At 58.8% G+C, this 20,919-nt stretch carries 24 protein-coding genes; 17 read left to right on the top strand and 7 right to left on the bottom strand.

Annotated elements, in window-relative coordinates; all coding sequences use genetic code 11:
• Positions 1-23 precede the first annotated feature (23 nt).
• On the bottom strand, positions 24-1,010 hold the full coding sequence (locus ACID345_RS06825; protein ID WP_011522130.1) for a deoxyribonuclease IV: 987 nt from the start codon (positions 1,008-1,010) through the stop codon (positions 24-26).
• Between the two features lie 32 nt (positions 1,011-1,042).
• Here ACID345_RS06825 and ACID345_RS06820 point away from each other — a divergent pair, with 32 nt between their 5' ends.
• Positions 1,043-1,414, top strand: a complete 372-nt coding sequence (locus tag ACID345_RS06820) for a VOC family protein (RefSeq protein ID WP_011522129.1) — start codon at positions 1,043-1,045, stop codon at positions 1,412-1,414.
• A gap of 197 nt (positions 1,415-1,611) precedes the next feature.
• Here ACID345_RS06820 and ACID345_RS06815 read toward each other — a convergent pair whose 3' ends face one another.
• Positions 1,612-1,935 (bottom strand): PspC domain-containing protein, encoded by a 324-nt coding sequence (locus ACID345_RS06815; protein WP_011522128.1) that lies wholly within the window; start codon positions 1,933-1,935, stop codon positions 1,612-1,614.
• 153 nt (positions 1,936-2,088) lie between these two features.
• On the opposite strand from ACID345_RS06815, the gene ACID345_RS06810 reads away from it, so the two are divergent.
• The 3 genes from ACID345_RS06810 to chrA are packed head-to-tail and all read left to right on the top strand — an operon-like array spanning position 2,089 to position 4,366.
• Positions 2,089-2,796 carry a hemerythrin domain-containing protein gene (locus tag ACID345_RS06810; RefSeq protein WP_011522127.1) on the top strand — a complete coding sequence of 236 codons (708 nt, stop codon included), beginning with the start codon at positions 2,089-2,091 and terminating at the stop codon, positions 2,794-2,796.
• Entirely contained in the window at positions 2,793-3,230 is a 438-nt protein-coding gene (locus ACID345_RS06805) for a DoxX family protein (protein ID WP_011522126.1), read from the top strand. The genes ACID345_RS06810 and ACID345_RS06805 overlap by 4 nt, the downstream gene beginning before the upstream one ends.
• The gene (chrA, locus tag ACID345_RS06800) at positions 3,227-4,366 is read left to right on the top strand and encodes a chromate efflux transporter (RefSeq protein ID WP_011522125.1); all 1,140 of its coding nucleotides are present in this window, start codon (positions 3,227-3,229) and stop codon (positions 4,364-4,366) included. Before ACID345_RS06805 ends, chrA begins: the two co-directional genes overlap by 4 nt.
• 123 nt (positions 4,367-4,489) lie before the next feature.
• Here chrA and ACID345_RS06795 read toward each other — a convergent pair whose 3' ends face one another.
• The 5 genes from ACID345_RS06795 to ACID345_RS06775 form a co-directional block, all read right to left on the bottom strand.
• On the bottom strand, positions 4,490-4,753 hold the full coding sequence (locus ACID345_RS06795; protein WP_011522124.1) for a hypothetical protein: 264 nt from the start codon (positions 4,751-4,753) through the stop codon (positions 4,490-4,492).
• Between the two features lie 26 nt (positions 4,754-4,779).
• Positions 4,780-5,304: a MerR family transcriptional regulator gene (locus ACID345_RS06790; RefSeq protein WP_011522123.1), complete on the bottom strand. Its 525-nt coding sequence runs from the start codon at positions 5,302-5,304 to the stop codon at positions 4,780-4,782.
• 122 nt (positions 5,305-5,426) lie between these two features.
• A complete protein-coding gene (locus ACID345_RS06785; RefSeq protein WP_011522122.1) occupies positions 5,427-5,852 on the bottom strand; it encodes a hypothetical protein in 426 nt (141 codons plus the stop codon).
• Complete coding sequence (gene thiS, locus ACID345_RS06780; RefSeq protein WP_011522121.1) at positions 5,852-6,052, bottom strand: sulfur carrier protein ThiS; 201 nt, start codon at positions 6,050-6,052, stop codon at positions 5,852-5,854. Before thiS ends, ACID345_RS06785 begins: the two co-directional genes overlap by 1 nt.
• Positions 6,053-6,099: 47 nt before the next feature.
• The gene (locus ACID345_RS06775) at positions 6,100-6,678 is read right to left on the bottom strand and encodes a hypothetical protein (protein ID WP_011522120.1); all 579 of its coding nucleotides are present in this window, start codon (positions 6,676-6,678) and stop codon (positions 6,100-6,102) included.
• 216 nt (positions 6,679-6,894) lie between these two features.
• Here ACID345_RS06775 and ACID345_RS06770 point away from each other — a divergent pair, with 216 nt between their 5' ends.
• The 13 genes from ACID345_RS06770 to ACID345_RS06710 all read left to right on the top strand — a co-directional run bounded on the left by ACID345_RS06770 (position 6,895) and on the right by ACID345_RS06710 (position 20,780).
• Positions 6,895-7,302 (top strand): NADH-quinone oxidoreductase subunit A, encoded by a 408-nt coding sequence (locus ACID345_RS06770; RefSeq protein WP_011522119.1) that lies wholly within the window; start codon positions 6,895-6,897, stop codon positions 7,300-7,302.
• Positions 7,303-7,304: 2 nt separating this feature from the next.
• Positions 7,305-7,802: an NADH-quinone oxidoreductase subunit C gene (locus tag ACID345_RS06765; protein WP_011522118.1), complete on the top strand. Its 498-nt coding sequence runs from the start codon at positions 7,305-7,307 to the stop codon at positions 7,800-7,802.
• A gap of 2 nt (positions 7,803-7,804) precedes the next feature.
• Positions 7,805-9,010 (top strand): NADH dehydrogenase (quinone) subunit D, encoded by a 1,206-nt coding sequence (nuoD, locus tag ACID345_RS06760; protein ID WP_011522117.1) that lies wholly within the window; start codon positions 7,805-7,807, stop codon positions 9,008-9,010.
• Positions 9,011-9,101: 91 nt separating this feature from the next.
• Positions 9,102-9,584, top strand: a complete 483-nt coding sequence (nuoE, locus tag ACID345_RS06755) for a complex I 24 kDa subunit family protein (RefSeq protein ID WP_011522116.1) — start codon at positions 9,102-9,104, stop codon at positions 9,582-9,584.
• A 27-nt stretch (positions 9,585-9,611) separates the two neighbouring features.
• On the top strand, positions 9,612-10,931 hold the full coding sequence (gene nuoF / locus ACID345_RS06750; RefSeq protein ID WP_011522115.1) for an NADH-quinone oxidoreductase subunit NuoF: 1,320 nt from the start codon (positions 9,612-9,614) through the stop codon (positions 10,929-10,931).
• 8 nt (positions 10,932-10,939) lie between these two features.
• Positions 10,940-11,242: a hypothetical protein gene (locus ACID345_RS06745; protein ID WP_011522114.1), complete on the top strand. Its 303-nt coding sequence runs from the start codon at positions 10,940-10,942 to the stop codon at positions 11,240-11,242.
• Positions 11,235-13,601 carry an NADH-quinone oxidoreductase subunit NuoG gene (gene nuoG, locus ACID345_RS06740; protein ID WP_011522113.1) on the top strand — a complete coding sequence of 789 codons (2,367 nt, stop codon included), beginning with the start codon at positions 11,235-11,237 and terminating at the stop codon, positions 13,599-13,601. Before ACID345_RS06745 ends, nuoG begins: the two co-directional genes overlap by 8 nt.
• Positions 13,602-13,801: 200 nt before the next feature.
• Entirely contained in the window at positions 13,802-14,866 is a 1,065-nt protein-coding gene (gene nuoH / locus ACID345_RS06735; protein WP_011522112.1) for an NADH-quinone oxidoreductase subunit NuoH, read from the top strand.
• 35 nt (positions 14,867-14,901) lie between these two features.
• Positions 14,902-15,402: an NADH-quinone oxidoreductase subunit J family protein gene (locus ACID345_RS06730; protein WP_011522111.1), complete on the top strand. Its 501-nt coding sequence runs from the start codon at positions 14,902-14,904 to the stop codon at positions 15,400-15,402.
• Positions 15,399-15,710, top strand: a complete 312-nt coding sequence (gene nuoK / locus ACID345_RS06725) for an NADH-quinone oxidoreductase subunit NuoK (protein WP_011522110.1) — start codon at positions 15,399-15,401, stop codon at positions 15,708-15,710. The genes ACID345_RS06730 and nuoK overlap by 4 nt, the downstream gene beginning before the upstream one ends.
• 2 nt (positions 15,711-15,712) lie before the next feature.
• Positions 15,713-17,743, top strand: a complete 2,031-nt coding sequence (gene nuoL / locus ACID345_RS06720; protein WP_011522109.1) for an NADH-quinone oxidoreductase subunit L — start codon at positions 15,713-15,715, stop codon at positions 17,741-17,743.
• Positions 17,740-19,305, top strand: coding sequence for a complex I subunit 4 family protein (locus ACID345_RS06715; protein WP_011522108.1), 1,566 nt, complete (start codon positions 17,740-17,742; stop codon positions 19,303-19,305). Before nuoL ends, ACID345_RS06715 begins: the two co-directional genes overlap by 4 nt.
• Entirely contained in the window at positions 19,302-20,780 is a 1,479-nt protein-coding gene (locus tag ACID345_RS06710; RefSeq protein WP_011522107.1) for an NADH-quinone oxidoreductase subunit N, read from the top strand. The genes ACID345_RS06715 and ACID345_RS06710 overlap by 4 nt, the downstream gene beginning before the upstream one ends.
• Positions 20,781-20,919 lie beyond the last annotated feature (139 nt).

Raw genomic sequence — 20,919 nt, 5'->3', positions numbered from 1 at the left:
CTCACGAAGGGCACGAAGGATTTTTATTTCTTTGTTCTCTGTGCCTCTGCGTCTCTGTGGTGAATGGCAGGCTTTGATTTCTTCACACAGCTTTTCAGGGCGTCGATATTCTTCAGGTCATCCAGCGGCTCGTCAATAGGCGTTTCGGCGATGAACGCGGGGTGCTGTAGCCGTGGATCGTTCAACAGCCATTTGAAGGGTTCGAGGCCGATGGTTCCCTGGCCGATGTGCTGGTGGCGGTCGAGCTTGGAGCCGCGGGGGGCTTTGGCGTCGTTACAGTGGAAAACTCCGACATTCTTCAGGCCGACGGTGTCGTCGAGTTGCTGCAGGGTTTTCTCGAAGCCCTTTTTCGTGGTGATGTCGTAGCCGGCGACGTGGGTATGGCAGGTGTCGATGCAGGCGGCGACGGGGACGTGCTTGCGCAGGCGCGCCATTAATTCCGCAACTTGTTCGAAGCTACCGCCTAACGAGAATTCGGAACCGGCGGTGTTCTCGATGGTGATCTTCAGGTTCGTCTTCTCGATGCCGAGACCGTCGACTGCGGCTTCGATGGCTTCCGCGGCGCGTTGCAGGCCGTCTTCGCGCGTCGCGCCTTTGAATGAGCCGGGATGCAGAACGAGGTAGTCGGCGCAGAGATCGATGCCGCGCTGGACCTCGGCGCGGAAGGCTTCGATGGATTTCTGGTGGAACTCGGGATTGCCGCCGGCGACATTGATCAAGTAATTCGCGTGGATGACGAGCGGGTTGAGGTCATACTTGGCGCGAATGGACGACATCGTCTCGCACTGCGAGCGGCCGAGTTCAAAGGGCTTCCATTGGCGTGGACTGGAAGAGAAGATTTGGAGGCAGGAGCAGCCGAGACGGTAGGCGCGTTCCGCGGCGAGTTCGACTCCACCGGCACTCGAAGTGTGAATACCGATGCGAACCGCAGTGCGTTTGGGCGGAGTTTTTGGCGGTGGGATGAGTTTGAGGATGTCTATTTCTACTTTTTTCGAAACCGCGCGGGGCATCGGGAGATCATAGCAAGCTGAAGAGGAGGCTCATGTTCAAGGCGCAACATATCGATCACGTCGAGGTGCTGGTGAGCGACCTGCCGCGGTCGGCGAAGTGGTACGAAGAGGTACTCGGGTTGAAGCCAATGGGAAAGTGGGACCCGGAGCCGTGGATGATTGGCGCCGGGACGTCGAAGCTGGCGCTGTTCAAGGCGGAATTACCGCGCACGGATGCGGGAAGCGAGGCGCACTGGCATCGCGTGGCGTGGCACACGGATGCGGCGGGTTTCCAGGGGGCGCAGCAACATTTAAAGGCGCTGGGGATTGCGTTTCGCGGGCCGGTGGACCATGGCGTCTCGGATTCGATTTACTTCAACGATCCGGATGGGAATCCGCTGGAGATTACGTTCTACAAGCGATAGGCGATTTATTCACCACAGAGGCACAGAGGTCACAGAGATTTTCAATTATTTCTCTCTGTGACCTCTGCGTCTCTGTGGTGAAGGGGATGGATTCGGCTAGAAAAGCTTCGGCCGCCGCAGACAGCAAAATGCGGCGGCCGCGATTCGGAGCGCGTCCGCCGGCTCAGCAAAAAGCTGAGGACTGGGAACTCATAAACTTATGTCCGGTCCATCGGCTGCGCGCCGGGTGGAACCATGGCGACGACCCGTACCGGCTCCTCGGGGATGACGATCCAGCCGATGAGGTAGGCGAGCACGCCAGTGCCGCCAAAAATGATGAGGATGAGCCACACCACGCGTACTAAGGTGACATCGAGATCAAAATAGTTGGCGACTGCGCCGCAAACGCCGGCGATCTTGCGGTCTCCGCCTCGCGGCCGCATGAGACGGTTACGCACCGGGATGTTGCCCACGCGGCATCCGCAGTAGGCACAATGGATGGCGTCGTCCTGGATGGTTTTACCGCAGTAGTTACAGTACATATTCAATCTCCGTTAATACATACGATGCAGTGGCAGGAAAGTTCCACTTTCCGCGACGTGCCGCTTAAGTGCTTATTCTGAACGGAGATTTACATTAGGGCGGGCATTCGTCCCAGCGATTCGACGCATATACTCCTTCGAACGGAGGTAGCGATGCCCGATCCCCTTTCCCGTCGTGAGCTGCTCCAGAAGAGTCCAATTGCAGCGGCTGCGCTGTTGGTTCCCACCGCCCTGTTTGCAGAAGAAAAAAAAGATGAACCGGAGGTCACAGCAACCGAAGACCTGATGCGCGAGCACGGGGTGATTCGTCGTGCATTGCTGGTGTATGCGGAACTGGTGCCGAAGTTGAAGAGCGATCCGGGATCGGTGGATCCGGCGGCATTGCAGAAAACGGCGAAGTTATTCCGGACGTTTGGCGAGGATTATCACGAGCGCCAGCTGGAAGAGGAACACATCTTCCCGACGATCAAGAAGATGAACAAACCCAAACTGACGCACTACGTGGATGTGCTGACAGCACAGCATCAGCGAGGGCGCGAAATTACGGAGTACGTGATAGCCGTCACTAACGGGAAGATCGGCAAGCAACATGGTGACGAGCTGGCGAAGATCTTCGAGGCGTTTACGCTGATGTACCAGAACCATGCAGCGCGCGAGGACACCATCCTCTTCCCTGCCTGGAAGACGAACTACACCAACAAGCAATTGGACGAAATCGGCGACCAGTTCGAAGACATCGAGCACAAGACATTTGGCAAAGATGGATTCGACGATGCCGAGGAGACGATCAGCCAGATTGAGAAGACGTTCGGGTTCGAGGACATTGCGCAGTTCACGCCGCCTGCGCCGCCAAAGCCATGAAGCTGCTGCATAAGATCGTGCATACGAGTGCGCCGCAAGCGACGGTGCTGGTTCGTTTGTTAGTGGGCTGCGTCTTCTTGTCGGAAGGAATTCAGAAGTTCCTGTTCCCGCAGGCGCTTGGTGTGGGCAGGTTCGTGAAGATCGGAATCCCAGCGCCGCAATTCTTCGCGCCGTTTGTGGGGGTGGTGGAGATTGTCGGCGGCTTGTTGTTGATTGTCGGCTTGCTGACGCGCCTCGCGGCGATCGCTTTGACGATCAACATCAGCGTGGCGATTCTCACCACGAAGCTCCCGATGCTGGCGAAGGCAGGATTCTGGGCGACCGCGCGCGAGGCCCGCGTGGATTTTTGCATGCTGCTTGGTAGCATCTTCCTGCTGATCGTGGGCGCCGGATCGCTTTCCGTGGACCGGCGTCTCGACAGCAACACGGAATGAGCTCACCTTCTATTGCGACTGAGACGCGCCCCTCACTCGGCGAACTCGCGCTCGTGTTCTTCAAACTCGGCACAACCGCGTTTGGTGGGCCCGCTGCGCACATCGCGATGATGCACGACGAGTTCGTGCGTCGACGAAGGTGGATCAGCGAAGAAGAATTCCTCGATCGTCTCGGCGCGGCGAACCTGATACCGGGACCGAGTTCGACCGAGATGGCGATCCACATCGGGTTGCTCAAGCGCGGATGGCGCGGACTGTTGGTTGCGGGTGCGTGCTTCATTGTTCCTGCAGCGATTCTGGTCTCGATCATCGCGGCGATTTATGTAAAGTACGGCGCATTGCCGCGCGTGGCGGGCGTTCTCGTTGCAGTGAAGCCCGTGGTGATTGCGATCATCGTGCAAGCGTTCTGGAACCTCGGTAAAACCGCGCTGAAAAGCTGGTGGCTGGGAGTTGTTGGAGCACTCGCTGCCGTCGCTTATGTTTTCCGCACTCACGAATTGCTCATTCTGTTGGGAGCGGCGTTGCTGGCGAGTTTGCCGATGTGGGGCAAGCGAGCGAAAAGCGCGGCGGTGCTGTGGGTTGGCGCGATTCCGGCGGCTGCGGGGATTGCTGTGCCTATATCGCTTTCGCGATTGTTTCTGACATTCCTGAAGATCGGGTCCGTGCTGTTTGGGAGTGGCTACGTGCTGCTCGCGTTTCTACGCGGCGATTTCGTAGATCGTCTGCACTGGCTGACACAGCAGCAGTTGCTCGACGCAGTCGCGGTAGGTCAGATTACGCCGGGACCAGTGTTCACTACGGCGACGTTCATCGGCTACATCATCGCTGGGACACGCGGTGCGGCCGTGGCGACGGTGGCAATCTTCCTGCCGGCGTTTTTTCTGGTGGCGATTAGCGGGCCGCTGGTGCCCCGGATTCGAAAGTCGAAAATTGCGAGTGCGGCACTCGACGGCGTGGTAGTGGCTTCGCTGGCGCTGATGGGCGTAGTGGCGTGGCAGCTTGGTAGAGACGCGATTGTGAACTGGCAGACAGTGGCGATTGCGCTGGTGAGCGCGTTGCTGCTGCTGCGGTGGAAAGTGAATTCGGCGTGGCTGATTTTAGGTGCAGCGGCGATCGGCGTGATCTGGCACGGGTAAAGAACGAGGCGCGGCGGAGTCGAGCAACTCCGGCCGCGCCCGTGTGTCGCAGGGGCTAAAGCCCCGATGGTCTGATACCTCTCGATTCGGCAGTGCTGAAGCGCTGCCCTGATACAAAAAAGTCTAGAACGGTTTTCGCGGAACGATTTGGTCGTCGTTAAGGAAGTACTGAGCTGAGCACATCTGCGAGCCGCAGATGACAGCCAGCAGTCCGGCCACTTGCTTTCGAGTGATCAGTCCTAACGTGCCACAGGTGGGGCAAGAGAGTACTGCCCAGTATGGATCGACGCTTTCGCCGACTTCGCCCGCATTTTCGAGGACGAAGATAGTGCCCGGTTCCATTTGTTCGGGGATCCATTCGTTCAGGATACTGAGTTCCGCGATCATCGTGTTTCCCCCTTGGTGGTTAATGGTTAAGAAGCTTTACGCCGGCCAGAACCCATCCGCGTTCGGGTCGACACTGCAGGTTGTGCTTGCTTCTTGCCAATCCGTGCCCGCAGCCGCTCAACGGTGTCTGTGATGCAAATGCCGAGGATGGGCTGCTTGGAGTTCTTGAGGATATTGATGACTGCGTGGGCGGAATCCTCGAGATACAGGTTCCGGCCGTCGGTCAGCAGGTGGTACTCGGAGCCGTCGGTGACGGTCTCAACCAGGCGTTTGCCGAGCTCGCGCTGCAGGAAGCGCATCACCTTGCGCACTCGCTGCAACGAGAATCCACGCTGACGTAACTCACAGAGAACGGCGACCTCGGCGAGGTCGTCTAAGGAATAAAAACGCTTGTGCCCTTCGCGGGCTGGGACCACGATACCGCGCTCATCCCACCATTGCAGTTGACGCGCAGTGATGCTCGTCAACGAAATTACCTCTTTGGATGAGAAGCGGTCTTCCATAGTCCCCATGAGCGCCAAAACATTTTGCGCTCCAAATGTTTGAAACATCTTAGCCCCGAGTTGTGCAGTGTCAAGCACCAAGGGAGATTCCCTGTGGATTTCACAATTGTTTTACTGATTGGACGCAGCAGAAGTTTGTGGAGTGATGAACGGGAGGTAAAAAGTGCGTGCTAGAAGTCGGCGCCTTGCGCGAAAACGATGAGTTCGCCAGCTTTAGCGTGAACCGCAGAGGCAGGGTGCCGGACACAGCTACGTGCGTCGGCCACTGCGCCTGCGCCCATAATCGCATCGCGCGAGAACGTAAGTTGATCGGAACAGAGAATCGGGAATCCGACCAACGAGACACGAAGTTTTGTGGCGGTCACGGATTCGAGCCGGAAGCGCACCACTCCCTGCAAATCGGTCTCGCCTTTCAGGTGCATGATCGGGAGCGCTCCAAGTGCGGGCACTTCCTGAAGCTCGACCATCGCATGCGGCCATGCGTAAGAGCCGTTAGGCGCCATGACGCGCACGTACAGGTATCGCGATTGGTCTTGTGGAATCGCGGAACAAGCAACCAGCAACACGAATGCAAAGGCTGTGATCGCAGCTCGCATTAGCCGCCGCCTACGAAGTGCACGATTTCCAGCTCGTCGCCGTCTTTTAGGTTCGTTGCCGACCAACTGGCGCGGGGAACAATCTCGCGGTTTAGTTCGACGGCAACGCGGTCGGCTTTCATCGGGAGGTGGTTGACGAGGTCGGCGAGAGTGGAGATGTTCTCGAACTGCTTGTCGTCGCCGTTGATCTTCAAGCGCATGGGCAGATTGTAAATGCGGCGATATTTCGAGGGTGTCCCTAAGCGAACTAGCCGACTTGGCGCAGACGATATTTTCTTGTGGCGATGTGGTCGCCGTAGTGGGCCTGCACGTAGATCGAAGCGGTTTCCAATCCTTCGTCTTCGGCGGGAACACGGGTTTCTACCGAGCCACCTACATCGCACTTCAGTTCGGTGAAGATCGGTTCGCGGTCCGGAAAGACGACTTTGCTGATCAATCGCGCACCGTTGCATGGGGCGCCAGCAAGCGAAACCAGGAAGCGCATGACGACCACGCCCTCCTGTACGACGGAGTGGGCGTTGCTCCACTGCAGGGTGAAGCCGTTAGCGGTGGGGATGCCATAGGTTTCGTGCAGGACTTCGCCAACGCGGCCCTCACGCACAGCCTCGACGACGCCTTTGTGCTGGACCTTGAGCATCTCGTGCATTTTGTCGTCGGAGAAATCGGGATCGGCGGCGTGTTCGCCGTAGGGCGTGGCCTTTTTACCGATGCAACGGCCGCGAACGAAAACCTGGGTCTGGAGGTGCTGGTCGTGCTTCCGGGCCTCGCTCTGGATGTGGTACACCGTGCCCTTGAACTTCACGTCGGTGTTAAAGCCGAAAATCATGCGCGATCCTGCGTTTCTCTGGGGGTGATTGCCCGTTTTCCACGGTCATCGGACGGAGGTGCTATCGTGCAATTTGCTTCATACGCGGCTTTATCCGCAACATTAACAAAATGCGCGTACTTAGCGGCTCCGCTTTGCTTGACAGTGGTATGCGCTGAAAAATACACTGAACTGTTTACACAGCTCTCGTGGCGCAAATTATATACAAGCGATCTCATGCCGGATAACTATTTCGTCAGGTACGTCCCGTTACTAATTCACCTCGCCGTGGTTACCATCATCCCGGTCGGGATGGTCATTTTGTCTTGGTTCGTAGGCCAGCATAAATACAACAAGGCGAAGATGTCGGCGTATGAATGCGGCATGGAGCCTGTCGGCGACGCCCAGAGCCGCTTCTCGGTCAAGTTCTACCTGGTCGCTATCCTGTTCATCCTGTTCGACGTGGAAGCGGTCTTCATGTACCCGTGGGCGATCATTTTTAAGGACCTGAAAAACGCCGGCGCCGCGTTGTTCGCTTACTCCGAAATGCTGGTGTACGTCCTGATCGTGCTCGCGGGCTTCTTCTATATATGGAAGAAGGGCGTCCTGGACTGGAACAAGAAGCTGCCGGGAGACAGGATCTAACCATGCCACTCGAGCCAGCCATTACCGACGTCGAACAATTAAAAGATAAGCCCGCGCTCGCGAAACTGCTCGCCTCCGACTCGATCGTTGTCGAGCAGGTGAAATGGGACCGCGACGAGCTGAGCATATGGGTGTCACGTGAAAGCCTGGTGGACGCCGTAAAGCTGTTGCGGGATTCGAGCGAGACGCAGTTCACGTTCCTGTCGGACGTCACCTGCACGGATTGGTATCCGAGCGAGCCTCGTTTTGAAGTGAGCTATCACTTTCTTTCAATCCCGCGGAAAGATCGCGTGCGGCTGAAGGTGAAGCTGCTCGGCGACGACGCCCAAGTCGATTCTCTCTTCTCTGTCTTCCCCTCGTGCAATTTCTTTGAGCGCGAGGTCTTTGATCTCTTCGGAGTCCGGTTCCACGGGCACCCGAACCTCGCGCGCATCATGATGCCCGAGGACTGGAAGGGACATCCGTTGCGCAAGGATTATCCCGTCGAAGGTTACCGATAAACATGGCACACATGAATCCCACGCCAGTTTTGGAGGCCGGTCAGGACAAGACGATGGTCCTGAACATGGGCCCGCAGCACCCGTCCACCCACGGAGTGTTGCGCCTGTTGCTGGAGATCGATGGCGAGACCATCGTCCGCATCATGCCCGACATCGGCTACCTGCATACCGGCATTGAAAAGACCTGCGAAGCGAAGTTTTACCAGCAGGTTGTGCCGATGACAGATCGCATCGACTATCTCTGCCCCATGACCAACAACCTGGCCTATGTGCTGGCGGTGGAAAAGTTGTTGGGGCTGGAGATTCCCGAGCGGGCGCAGTGGATCCGCGTACTCTGCAACGAGCTGACGCGCATCAATTCGCACCTGGTATGGCTGGGCACCGGCGCCATGGACCTCGGCGCAATGACGGTTTTTCTCTACTGCTTCCGCGAGCGCGAAGAGCTTCTGAAGCTCTTCGAGGCTGTCGCCGGGCAGCGGATGATGACCTCGTATTTCCGCGTCGGAGGAGTTTCGCTGGAGCCGCCGTTGGGCTGGTTCGATCGCGTGAAGAAGTTCGCCGACACATTCCCGTCGAAGATGGACGAGTACGAAGGCCTGCTGACGCAGAACCCGATCTTTGTGATGCGCACCAAGGGCGTAGCGAAAATCACGAAAGAAGATGCACTCGCGCTTGGCGCCAGCGGCCCGACATTGCGCGGCAGCGGCATTGATTTCGATCTTCGCCGCGACATGCCGTACTCCGGCTACGACAAATTCAAGTTCAACGTACCGGTAAAGACTGAAGGCGACGTGTACGCTCGGTACCAGTGCCGCATCGCGGAACTGCGCGAGAGCTGCAAGATCGTGCAGCAGGCGCTCGCGGGGATGCCGGAAGGCTCGATTAAAGCCGACGCGCCGAAGGTGGTGCTGCCCGACCGCGAGAAGATGAAGACCCAGATGGAGTCGCTGATCTATCACTTCAAGATCGTGACCGAGGGCTTCACCGTTCCACCGGGCGAGGTGTATTCGGCGATTGAGTCGCCGCGCGGCGAGATGGGTTACTACATTGTGAGCGACGGCACGGCCAAGCCGTACCGCGTTCACATGCGTTCTCCATCGTTTGCGAATTTGCAGATGCTGCCATCCATGTGCACGGGCCAGTTGCTGGCGGACGTGGTGGCGGCAATTGGATCGATCGACATCGTGTTGGGCGATTGCGATCGGTAGAGGGTTGTATCAGGGCGCGGCTTCAGCCGTGCCGATCAGGGCAAATAATTTTTGGGCTTAAGCCCCTGCAATACTGGAAGACACAAGGCACATGAAGTTCTCCGACAATCTTGAAAAGTGGTTTGCCGAAGCGCAGGGCCACTATCCGACGAAGCGCTCGCCGCTCGTCCCCTTCCTGCTGTATGTTCAGGATGAAGTCGGCTATTTGAGCGACGAGGCCATTGTTGAAATTGCCAATCGCGTGGAACTGACGCCACTGGAAGTGCGGAACGTCATCAGCTACTACTCGATGCTGCGCACCAAGCCGATCGGCAAATACAACGTGCAGGTGTGCACCAACATCTGCTGCCTGCAACGCGGCGGCGAGGACATCTTCGAGCACTGCAAGAAGACGCTGGGCATCGGCCACAAGCAAACGACGCCGGACGGCCTGTTCTCTCTGGAAGAAGTGGAGTGCATTGGCGCCTGTAGCTGGGCCCCCGCAGTACAGGTTAATTACGACTTCCACGAGAACCTCACGCCGGAAACAATGGACGCGGTGATCGAGTCATACCGCAAGCGCGAACAGCAGTAGCGCAGTAGCAGTGCGCAGGAAAGACACATGGCAGATCTGGTTTCACATCCCGACGAGGTAAAGGTCATCTCGAGCCGCTGGGGCAAGGGCGCGACCGACATTGATCGCTACCTCGAACTCGATGGCTACAAGGCAGTGCAGAAGGCGTTGACGATGACGCCGGACGCCATCATTAACGAGGTAAAGGCCTCGAACCTGCGCGGACGCGGCGGCGCTGGATTCCCCACGGGCTTGAAGTGGTCGTTCGTGCCGAAGGAATCGGCCAAGCCGAAGTACATCCTCTGCAACGGCGACGAATCGGAGCCGGGCACATGCAAGGACCGCCTGATCTTCGAGCACGATCCGCACGGTGTCATCGAAGGCGCGATTATCGCGGGCTTGGCCGTAGGCGCGAAGTCGGCTTACATCTATCTGCGCGGCGAATATCGCTACCTGTCGATCATCATGCAGAAGGCGATTGCCGATGCTTACGCGAAGGGCTTCATCGGCAAGAACATCTTCGGCAGCGGCAAAGATTTCGATGTGTACTGGCATGGCGGCGCGGGCGCTTACGAAGTAGGTGAAGAGTCAGCGCTGATGGAATCGCTGGAGGGCAAGCGCGGCATCCCGCGCATTCGTCCTCCCTTCCCCGCAGTGGTTGGATTGTGGGGCGGGCCGACGGTGATCAACAATGCCGAGACCCTCGCAGCTGTACCCGCAATCCTGCTGATGGGCGGACAGAAATATGCCGATCTCGGCACGCCGCGCAATGGCGGCACGCGCTTGTTCTGCCTAAGCGGCAACCTCGAGAAGCCCGGTGTTTACGAGCTTCCGATGGGCTACAACCTGAAGAAGATGATTTACGAAGTGGGCGGGGGCATCCAGGGCGGACGCGGCCTGAAGGCCGTGGTCCCCGGCGGATCTTCGACCCCGGTGTTGACTGCCGACGAAATTGACATCGCGATGGACTTTGATTCGGTGATGAAGGCCGGCTCGATGCTCGGTTCCGGCGGCGTGGTCGTGCTCGATGACCGCACTTGCATCGTGAAGTTCGCGCTGCGGACGATAAAGTTCTACCAGCACGAAAGCTGCGGATGGTGCATTCCCTGCCGCGAAGGTACCGACTGGCTCAAAAAGACGTTGACCCGCTTCCACGCAGGCGGCGGCATTAAGAAAGATATCGATAACATTAAATATCTCGCCGATAACATGCTCGGCCGGACCTTCTGCCCGCTGGGCGATGCGGCAGCGATGCCGACGATCGCGTTCGTGGAGAAGTTCCGCAAAGAGTTTGAAGACCATTTGGAAGGCCGTCCGTGCCCGTTCGCGGAGCATGGAACGATTTCGCAGTTGCCGGTATTGGCGTAAGGAAAACCATGCAGCGACTTGCAGGCACAGTGGACGGAGTGATTGACGGCGACGCAACGGTCGCCGATGGAACTCGCCTGTGCCTGAATGGCATGATCACCGGCAACCTGACGATCGAACCCGGTGGCACATGCGAACTGCGCGGTACGGTGATCGGCAGCGTGATCAACGCCGGCGGCGAACTACAAGTTTTCGGGCTGATCCAGGGCTCGTTGGTAAGGCAGGGCGGTCGCACTACGGTGGACAGCCGTGCCAGCATCAAGGAACTCATTCTGCCCCTATCGAATTCAGAGAACACATTTAATGCCTGACGTAAATCTCACAGTAGACGGCAAGAAGCTCACCGCTCCGGCGGGGACGCTTCTTATTGAAGCCTGCAAATCGGTTGGCATCGAAGTCCCTTCGTTCTGTTACTACCCGGGACTCTCGCTCCAGGGCGCATGCCGCATGTGCCTTGTGGAAGTCGAGAAGATGCCGAAGCTGCAGACTGCCTGCACCACGCCTGTATCCGAAGGCATGGTGGTGAGCACCGAGACCGAAAAAATCAAGCAGGCGCGCAAATCGATGCTCGAACTGCTGCTCGGCAACCATCCGCTCGACTGCCCGGTGTGCGACGCCGGCGGCGAGTGCGAGTTGCAGGACATGACGTTCAAGTACGGCGCCGCCGAATCGAAATACATGGAGGCGAAGAACCACAAGGACGAGCAACAGTGGTCGCCCGTGGTCTTCTTCGATCGTCCGCGCTGCATTCTCTGCTACCGCTGCGTGCGGGTTTGCGGTGAGGGCATGGATGTGTGGGCGCTGGGCGTGCAGAACCGCGGCGCCAGTTCGGTAATTGCCCCGAATGAAGGCGACCACCTGAACTGCGAAGAGTGCGGCATGTGTATCGACATTTGCCCGGTCGGCGCGCTGACCTCAGGGGCGTATCGCTATAAGACGCGTCCGTGGGAGATGAACCACGTGGGCACCGTCTGCACGCATTGCGGCGACGGCTGCCTGACCACGCTCGGGGTTCGCCGCAGTGAAACCGGCATGGAAATTGTGCGCGGCGATAACCGCGACAAGAGCGGCATCAACGGCGACTTCCTCTGCGTGAAGGGCCGCTACGCGTTCGACTTTGCGAACAGCACTGAACGTATCCGCCAGCCGCTGGTAAAGAAAGACGGCAAGCTCGTTCCGGTGAAGTGGGAAGAGGCCTTCGAACTGATCGCCTCGAAGTTCAATGCCGTGTTGCAGAGCGACGGCGGCAAAGCCATCGGCGTGATTGGCTCGAACCGCACCACCAACGAAGAAAATTACATCCTGCAGAAGTTTGCGCGCACGGTGCTGAAGACCAACAACATCGATCATCACCGCACCGCCGATTTCCCTACCTTTGCCGCCGCCCTTGCAGGCAAGGCGAATGCGACGGCTTCCATGACCGACGTGTTCAACGCGCCAGCAGTGCTGATCATCGGGAACGATCCGACGGAGCAGCATCCGCTGCTGGCATGGCAGATCCGCAGCAACGTGCGGTTGCATCGCGCCAAGGTCTATGTGGTCAATTCGGCGCCAATCAAGCTGCGCCGCCAGGCGACGCTCTTCGCGCAAGTTCCCGTCGGCAGCGAAGGCAGCTTCGTGGATTACCTTGGGGGCAAAGATGCCGCGGCGGATTCCCTCGCGACACCGGCAACTTCGAAAGACGCGCTTGCTAAGCTGCGCGATGCGATCAAGGCCGAGAAAGACCTGATCGTCATCTTTGGCTCGGAAGTGAAGGGCGCGGCGATCAAGACCCTCGTGGACTTCGGTCTGCCGCTCGGCGCAAAGTTCATCTGCCTGGGCGATTACGCCAACTCGCGCGGCGCGGCCGATATGGGTCTCTATCCCGACCTGCTTCCGGGCTATCACGCCATCAACAACAAGACACCGTATCACGAAGAATGGCTCGATGAAGTTCCTGCCGAAGGCGGCTTGAACCTGCTGCAGATGATGGACGCTGCGAAATCCGGCGTGCTAAAGGCCCTCTGGGTCGTCGGTTCGAATCCAGTCGCGCGCTACGACGTGGATCCATTCGTGCTGAACGCGCCGTTTGTGGTGGTGCAGGACATGTTCCTGACCGAGACCGCAGCCGCAGCCGATGTGGTTCTGCCTGCCTCCAACGCGTACGAAAAAGCCGGAACGTTCACCAACACCACGGGCGACATGCAACTTCTGCGCAAGGGCGGCGACACCGCCGGCACGCGCAGCGACTTCGACATGATTGTGCAGATCGCCGACCGCATGGGTTACGACGTGCGCAGGCTGGTTCCGTTCGGCGGTGAAGCTGTCCGCGCTGACCTCGGCCAGAGCCGTGGCGCGCAATCGGGTGAAGCCGATCGTCACGGGGTGTGGCTCTCAGCGCACAACCTCGAGGCGAAGGTCAGCCCGTACGATCCGATGGCGATCCTCGACGAAGTCCAGCGACTGGTTCCCGGATATGACGTTTCACGCCTGAACCTGATTGGCGGAAATCCGGAGCACACGCAGTTGGTGCAGATTACGGGCGCAGCTACGCCGAGTCATCCCGAGTTGGTGCTGGCGTCGAACGACACTTTGTTTACTTCGGGCACGCTGGGACGATACTCGGAAACGCTGAACTCGGTGATCGAGCGCCATGATGCGCCGGAACCGAAGGAAGTACCTGCCGACTAGTCGGCAAAGTTTTGTGGATAAGCAGCGCATGCCATCGCGCTGTTGTGGACTGAACCAGGTTTGTATCAGGGCACGGCTTAAGCCGTGCCGAAGCAGGTTCCTAATCAGGCGGGCTTTAGCCCCAGCGGCCGTTCGCCTATCGCAACGTTTGTAGCTGCACATTCCGTCGCGCGCGTATTGCGCGACACTCGGAAGCGCGAATGGGTTCTATCGCACTATTTTTACTCGTGGCACTGATCAAGGTCGTCCTGGTCATCTTCGTTCTATTGACGGCGGTGGCCTATACCGTTTGGCTCGAGCGCAAGGTTGTGGGCCGCATGCAGAACCGCTGGGGACCCACCCGCGTCGGCCCGTTCGGCCTGTTGCAGCCGCTGGCAGACGGACTCAAGTTCATCCTGAAGGAAGACCTGCTGCCGCCGCACGTCAACAAGCCGCTTTACATCCTGGCTCCGATGCTGGCAGTGGCGATGGCACTGCTCTCGATCTCGATAGTGCCCTTCGGCGGTACGCTGACCATCGGGCACATCACTACACCGCTGCAGATCACCGGTATCATGGGCGCCAACGGCCAACCGGTGGACATCAACATTGGGCTACTGATCATCCTCGGCGTTACGTCGATCGGCGTTTATGGCATCGCACTGGCGGGGTGGTCATCGAACAGCAAGTATTCCCTGCTCGGTAGCCTGCGCGCGTCGGCGCAGATGGTGAGCTACGAAGTTTCGCTCGGCCTGTCGCTGGTGGGCGTGCTGCTGCTCAGCGGTTCGTTCAGTTTGCGAGAGATCGTGAGGTTGCAGCAAGGCGGCTTCTGGAATTGGAACATCTTCGGCGGTTTCCAGTTCATCGCGTTCTTTATTTACCTGACCTCGGCTTACGCGGAAACGAACCGTATCCCGTTCGATCTTCCGGAAGCTGAAACCGAACTCGTTGCCGGGTATCACACGGAATATTCCTCGATGAAGTTCGCCATGTTCTTCATGGCCGAGTACGCGAACATGGTCACCGTCGCGTGCATCGCTTCGATCCTGTTCCTCGGTGGATGGAGTGGCCCGGTGCCGGGCTTCCTGCCGCCGATCCTGCAGTCGCTGGTGCCGGTGTTCTGGTTCTGCCTGCGGATTTTTGCGTTCCTGTTCATTTACATCTGGGTGCGCGGTACGCTGCCCCGTTTCCGTTACGACCAACTGATGGCGTTCAGCTGGAAGTTCCTGCTGCCGCTTTCGATTGCCAACATCATGGTGACGGCACTGTTCGTCGCGCTGAAGTAAAGATTTACGGCGCGAGGGCGCCGACATAAAAACGAATGCTGCACGAGATCCTATTCTTTTTCTTTGCTGCCGGATGCGTGGCCGGCGCCATCAACCTGCTGGCGCAGAAGCACCCCATTAACAGCGCCCTGTCGCTGGTGGTGGTCATGGCCTCGCTTGCCGGGCTCTTCCTGCTGATGGGCGCTGAGTTCGTCGGCGCCATCCAGGTAATCGTTTATGCCGGCGCCATCATGGTGCTCTTCGTCTTCGTCATCATGTTGTTGAACGCGGGCGTGGAGGAGCACACCAAGAGCAGCAAGATTGCCATCGTGCTAGGCGTTCCGGCTGCAGCCATCGTCGCAACGCTGATCACATGGATACTGCTGCATAACGAGCAGTCGTTCACCAAGGTCAGTATCGGCGAACTGCACGGCACGGGCAAGGAGATCGGCATGCTGCTCTTTGGGCCGTACCTGTTGCCGTTTGAAGTGACCAGCGTGCTCGTGCTCATCGGCATCATGGGCGCCGTGGTCCTGGCGCGAAAGGAGGATGTATGAGCAGCACGATTCCTCTCGCCTGGTACCTGATGCTGAGCGCCTTCCTTTTCATCTGCGGCGTCATCGGGTTCATGATCAAGCGCAACATCATCACCATCTTCATGTGCATCGAGCTCATGCTCAACGCCGTGAACCTGACCTTTGTTGCCTATGCGACCGAGCTGCGTTCCCTGAGCGGCCACATCTTTGTGTTCTTCGTAATGGTCGTCGCTGCCGCCGAATCCGCCGTTGGACTGGGTATCATCATCGCTGTCTTCCGCTCGCGCGAAACGTTGAACGTCGACCGAGTGAACCTGTTGAAGCTATAGATATGGATCAGAACTTACATCTGTGGATCATTCCACTGCTGCCGCTGGCCGGGGCTGCGATCAATGGGCTGCTGGGTAAGCGCTTCCCGAACAAGCTGGTCGCGACCATCGCGCTCTTCTTTACCGCGGCTTCGTTCGGATACTTCTGCTACGTGGCCTCGCAGTTCGTGCACCTCTCGCAGATTCCGCACGTCGAAAGCTACGGCACGTGGATCCAGGTCGGCTCCTTTAAGGTTGAGTTCGGCGCGTACCTCGACCAGCTCACACTGATCATGCTGGGCGTGGTCACCGGCGTCGGCTTCCTCATCCACGTTTATTCCGCGGGATACATGGAGCACGAGGGCGGCTACTACCGCTTCTTCGCCTACCTCAACCTCTTTATGTTCTTCATGCTCACCTTGGTCCTGGGCAGCAGCTACCTGCTGATGTTCGTGGGGTGGGAGGGCGTGGGCCTCGCGTCCTATCTTCTGATCGGCTTCTTCTTCCGCAAGCACTCCGCGGCGCAGGCCGGAAAGAAAGCATTCATCACCAACCGCGTCGGCGATTTCGGGTTCTTGATCGGGTTGTTCCTGATCATCCAGAACTGGAACACTCTGCAATACACCGAAGTATTCAAAGCTGCGTCAGGCTACGGCGTTGAGACGCACGCCGGATTGTTCACGGCGATTGGCATCTGCCTGCTGATTGGCGCCTGCGGTAAGTCGGCGCAGATTCCGCTCTACGTCTGGCTGCCGGACGCCATGGAAGGCCCGACACCGGTCAGCGCACTGATCCACGCGGCGACGATGGTCACCGCCGGCGTTTACATGGTCACGCGCTCGAATGCGATCTTCAGCCGATCGCCGCACGCTCTACTATTGGTCGCATGCATCGGCGCAGCGACGGCAATCTTTGCCGCGACCATCGGCATCACTCAGACTGACATCAAGCGCGTCCTCGCCTACTCCACGATCTCGCAGCTTGGCTACATGTTCCTGGCTTGCGGCGTCGGCGCATACGCATCCGGCGTCTTCCACCTCATGACCCACGCCTTTTTCAAGGCGCTGCTCTTCCTCGCGGCTGGCTCCGTGATTCACGCCGTCGGTGGCGAGCAGGATATGCGCAACATGGGGGGACTGCGAAAGTACATTCCCTGGACCTTCTGGGTGATGACGATCGCCACCTTCACCATCGCGGGTTTCCCGCCGCTCGCAGCTTTCTTCTCCAAGGATGAAATCCTCTGGAAGGTGTGGTCGAGCGAGTCCCTGCGGCCCGTCGTGGGCGAGGGCTTCAACAAGTTCCTCTGGGCTGTGGGCTTGATCACCGCTGGTGTGACCTCGTTCTACATGTTCCGCCAGTGGTTTATGACGTTCTTCGGTGAGTATCGCGGAGCAAAGACCGAGGCATCTCATGGCCATGCGCCCGCACATGGCGCACACGATGATCACGGCCACGGAGAGCCGCATGAGTCGCCGATGATCATGATTGCGCCTTTGGTCGTTCTGGCGATTCTCAGCTTCGCCGGCGGCTGGGTCGGCATCCACAACAAGTTCGATAACTTCCTCTCGCCGGTGACCAAGCTGCAAATGGCAAATGCGCCCTCGGCGGAGGAATCCGCAACGCCGCATGAAGAGCATGGCGAAGAAGGCGGAGACAAAACCGAACTGATGCTGATGATCGCGTCAGTTGGCATGGCTGTCGTCGGTTTCGGGGCCGCCTGGTACCTCTACAAAGCGCATCCAGAGAAGCCAGGCGAGATGGCCAAAGCTGCTGGCGGCCTCTACACCATGGTCCTCAACAAGTACTACGTGGACGAATTTTATGGAGCGACGATCGTGAAACCGATCCTGCTCTTCTCCACCAGCGTGCTCTGGCGCGGCATTGACGTCGCCGTGATTGACGGCCTGCTGAACGGCAGCGCCGCCGGAGCGCAGGAAACTTCGCAAGGCGTTAGACGAATGCAATCGGGCAATATCAGAAGTTACGCCGGGTGGGTCGCCGTGGGTGCGGCCGTCGTCATCGGCTACATGATGTACGTGGGGGTGGGACGATGAACCACTTAGTCGATCTCGCCAACGATCACATCCTGACACTGGTCACGTTCCTTCCGGGCCTCGGTGCGGTGCTGCTCCTGTTTTTCCCGCGCCGCGATCGCGACATCCGGTGGTTCGCACTGCTGATCTCCCTGCTCACGTTCATTGCATCGCTGCACCTGCCTTGGCACTTCGATTACTCCAAGGGCGGCTTCCAGTACGAGCTGAACGTACCGTGGATCACCACGCCGAACATCCACTATCACCTCGGCGCCGACGGCATTTCGATCTGGCTGGTAGTGCTGACCACGTTCCTCGTTCCGCTGAGCGTGCTCATCTCCTGGACTTCGATCAAGGAACGCGTGAAGGAATTCTTCATCCTCATGCTCATCCTTGAGACGGCGATGCTCGGCGTCTTCGTCTCGCTCGATCTCTTCCAGTTCTACTTCTTCTGGGAAGCCACGCTGATCCCGATGGCGCTGCTCATCGGCATTTACGGCCATGAGCGCCGCATCTACGCCGCGGTGAAGTTCTTCATGTACACCATGGTCGCGTCGGTGTTCATGCTGGCCGCGATGCTCTGGCTGTATTCGAAGACTGGCTCATTCGACTTCGTTGAAATCCAGCAGGCGATCCAACTCGGAAACGTCTCTGGCTTCTCGCACGCGCAGCAGTGGCTCTTCCTCGGCTTCTTCATCGCCTTCGCGGTGAAAGTCCCACTCTTTCCGTTCCATACATGGCTGCCCGACGCGCACGTAGAAGCACCGACCGCGGGTTCCGTGCTGCTCGCCGGCGTGCTCCTCAAGATGGGCACCTACGGCCTGCTGCGCTTTAACCTCGGGCTGTTCCCGGAAGCAGCGCGGCGCAACGCACCCTGGATCATCGCGCTGGCAATCATTGGGATCATCTACGGCGCGCTTGTCGCCCTCGTCCAGCCAAACATGAAGAAGCTGGTCGCCTACTCGTCGGTGAGCCACCTTGGCTTCTGCGTGTTGGGCATCTTCAGCTTCACCGCCATGGGCGTGAGCGGTTCGGTGTACCAGATGCTGAACCACGGCGTCTCGACCGGCGGCCTGTTCATGCTGCTGGGCATGATTTACGAACGCCGCCACACTTACGAGATCAAGCAGTACGGCGGCCTCGCCACGCCGATGCCGGTGTTCGCCACCTTCTTCCTGGTGATCACGCTGGCCTCCGCCGGACTGCCGCTGCTCAACGGCTTCGTGGGCGAGTTCCTCGTCCTGAGCGGCGCCTTCCAGGCGAAGATGATCTACGGCATCCTCGCAGCCTCGGGCGTAATCTGGGGCGCGTGGTACCTGCTCTGGCTCTACCAGAAGACGTTCTACGGCGACGTGACGGTCGAGGCGAACAACAACTTATCTGACCTCAACGCGCGCGAACGCCTCTCGTTGTGGCCGATCGCGGTGATGTCGCTGGTCATGGGCGTGGTCCCGATGATTTTCCTCCGCCAGATCAACCCGGCGGTCCAGGCTGCGCTCAGTGGGGTGAACGGCGGCGTGCAAGCCGCGGTGCCTACCGCGCACCACTTCCTACAAGTTGTTGCACAGGTGATCGGCCGATGAGTAACTTCCAATTCGCCATCCCGACGATTGACTACATCCGTATTCTGCCGGAGATAGTCCTGGCCGTGTTCGGCATTGTCGTCATGATGGCGGACGCACTTATCCCGCAAAACAATTCAAAGAAGCCACTCGGCTATCTCTCGCTCATCGGCGTGCTGGTTTCGCTCGGCGCGATCGCGTGCCAGGCCCGCTATCCCGGGATGTACGACGTAAACAACGGCACCGGCTTCTGGGGCATGGTGCATGTGGATAGCTTCAGCCTGTTCTTCCATGTCCTCATCGCCCTGATTACCGCCGCCGTGCTGCTGGTTTCGTTCGAATACATGGACGTGCAGCGCATGCGTTCGGGTGAGTACTACGCGATCATCCTGTTCTCGGCGCTGGGGATGATGTTGATGACCTCGGCGACCGAACTGGTGCTGATCTTCATCGCCCTTGAAATTTCTTCGATCGGAAGCTACGTGCTGGCGGCGATGCGCCGCCGTGTGGCCGAGTCCGCCGAGTCGTCTTTGAAGTACTTCCTGCTCGGCTCCTTCGCGACCGCGTTTTTCCTGTACGGCGTGGCTCTCATCTTCGGCGCCACCGGCTCGACCAACGTCTACACGATTGCGGCCGCACTCCAGAACATGCACCCGCTGCAGCCGATCATCTACCTCGCTGTGGCGCTGATGTTCATTGGCCTCGGCTTCAAGGTGGCTGCCGCTCCGTTCCACGTCTGGACGCCCGACGTTTACGAAGGCGCACCGTCGCCCATCGTGGCGTTGATGTCCACCGGCCCCAAGGCTGCCGCGTTCGCTGTGCTGCTCCGCGTACTCTTTGCGATGAACGCTCCGGGCTGGTTCTGGATCGTGTGGGTCTCCGCTGCGCTCTCCATGACGATAGGCAACATCGGCGCACTGGTGCAATCGAACGTGAAGCGCCTGCTGGCGTATTCGTCGATTGCGCATGCCGGATATATGCTGGTCGCCTTCGCAGCCGCGAAAGACGCCGGCATTTCCGCCGCGATCTTCTACACCGCGACCTATGCGGCGATGAACGTCGGCGCCTTCGCGGTCGTCAGCCACTTCGCCAACACGGGCGAAAAGTACGTCACTCTCGAGGACTACGCCGGCCTTGGACGACGTTCCCCGCTGCTCGCCGCGATCCTCACGGTCTTCCTGCTCTCGCTGATCGGCATTCCGGTCACGGGCGGCTTCTTCGCCAAGTTCTACGTCTTCACCAGCGCGTTGCAATCGCACCTGGTATGGCTGACCATCATCGGCGTCATCAACAGCGCGGTCGGCGCCTATTACTACCTCCGCATCATCGTCTACATGTATATGCGCGACGAGCGAGAGGAAGTGCCGGTGGCGCGCATGCCGTTCGGTCTCGCCCTGGCCCTCGCAATGTGCCTTATGTTCACCATCTACCTGGGCGTGCTGCCAACTCAGTTCATCAACTACGCGTTGAAGTCGGCACAGGACTTGGTGAGGTAGTTCGTTCTGTCTTGCATAAGAGCCTCGTCGCGAGACGGGGCTTTTTCCTGCTCGCAATCCGACACGAATGGCGGTTTCTTCCGCAGTTTCCAATGCGTATTTCTTTGTCCTTCAGCCAGCGCGGTGTTGCTCCTAACCG

It is taken from the genome of Candidatus Koribacter versatilis Ellin345 (assembly GCF_000014005.1).
GTDB lineage: Bacteria > Acidobacteriota > Terriglobia > Terriglobales > Acidobacteriaceae > Korobacter > Korobacter versatilis_A.
The sequence above is the reverse complement of the archived record's forward strand: the minus strand, read 5'-3'. Positions and strand labels throughout refer to the sequence as shown.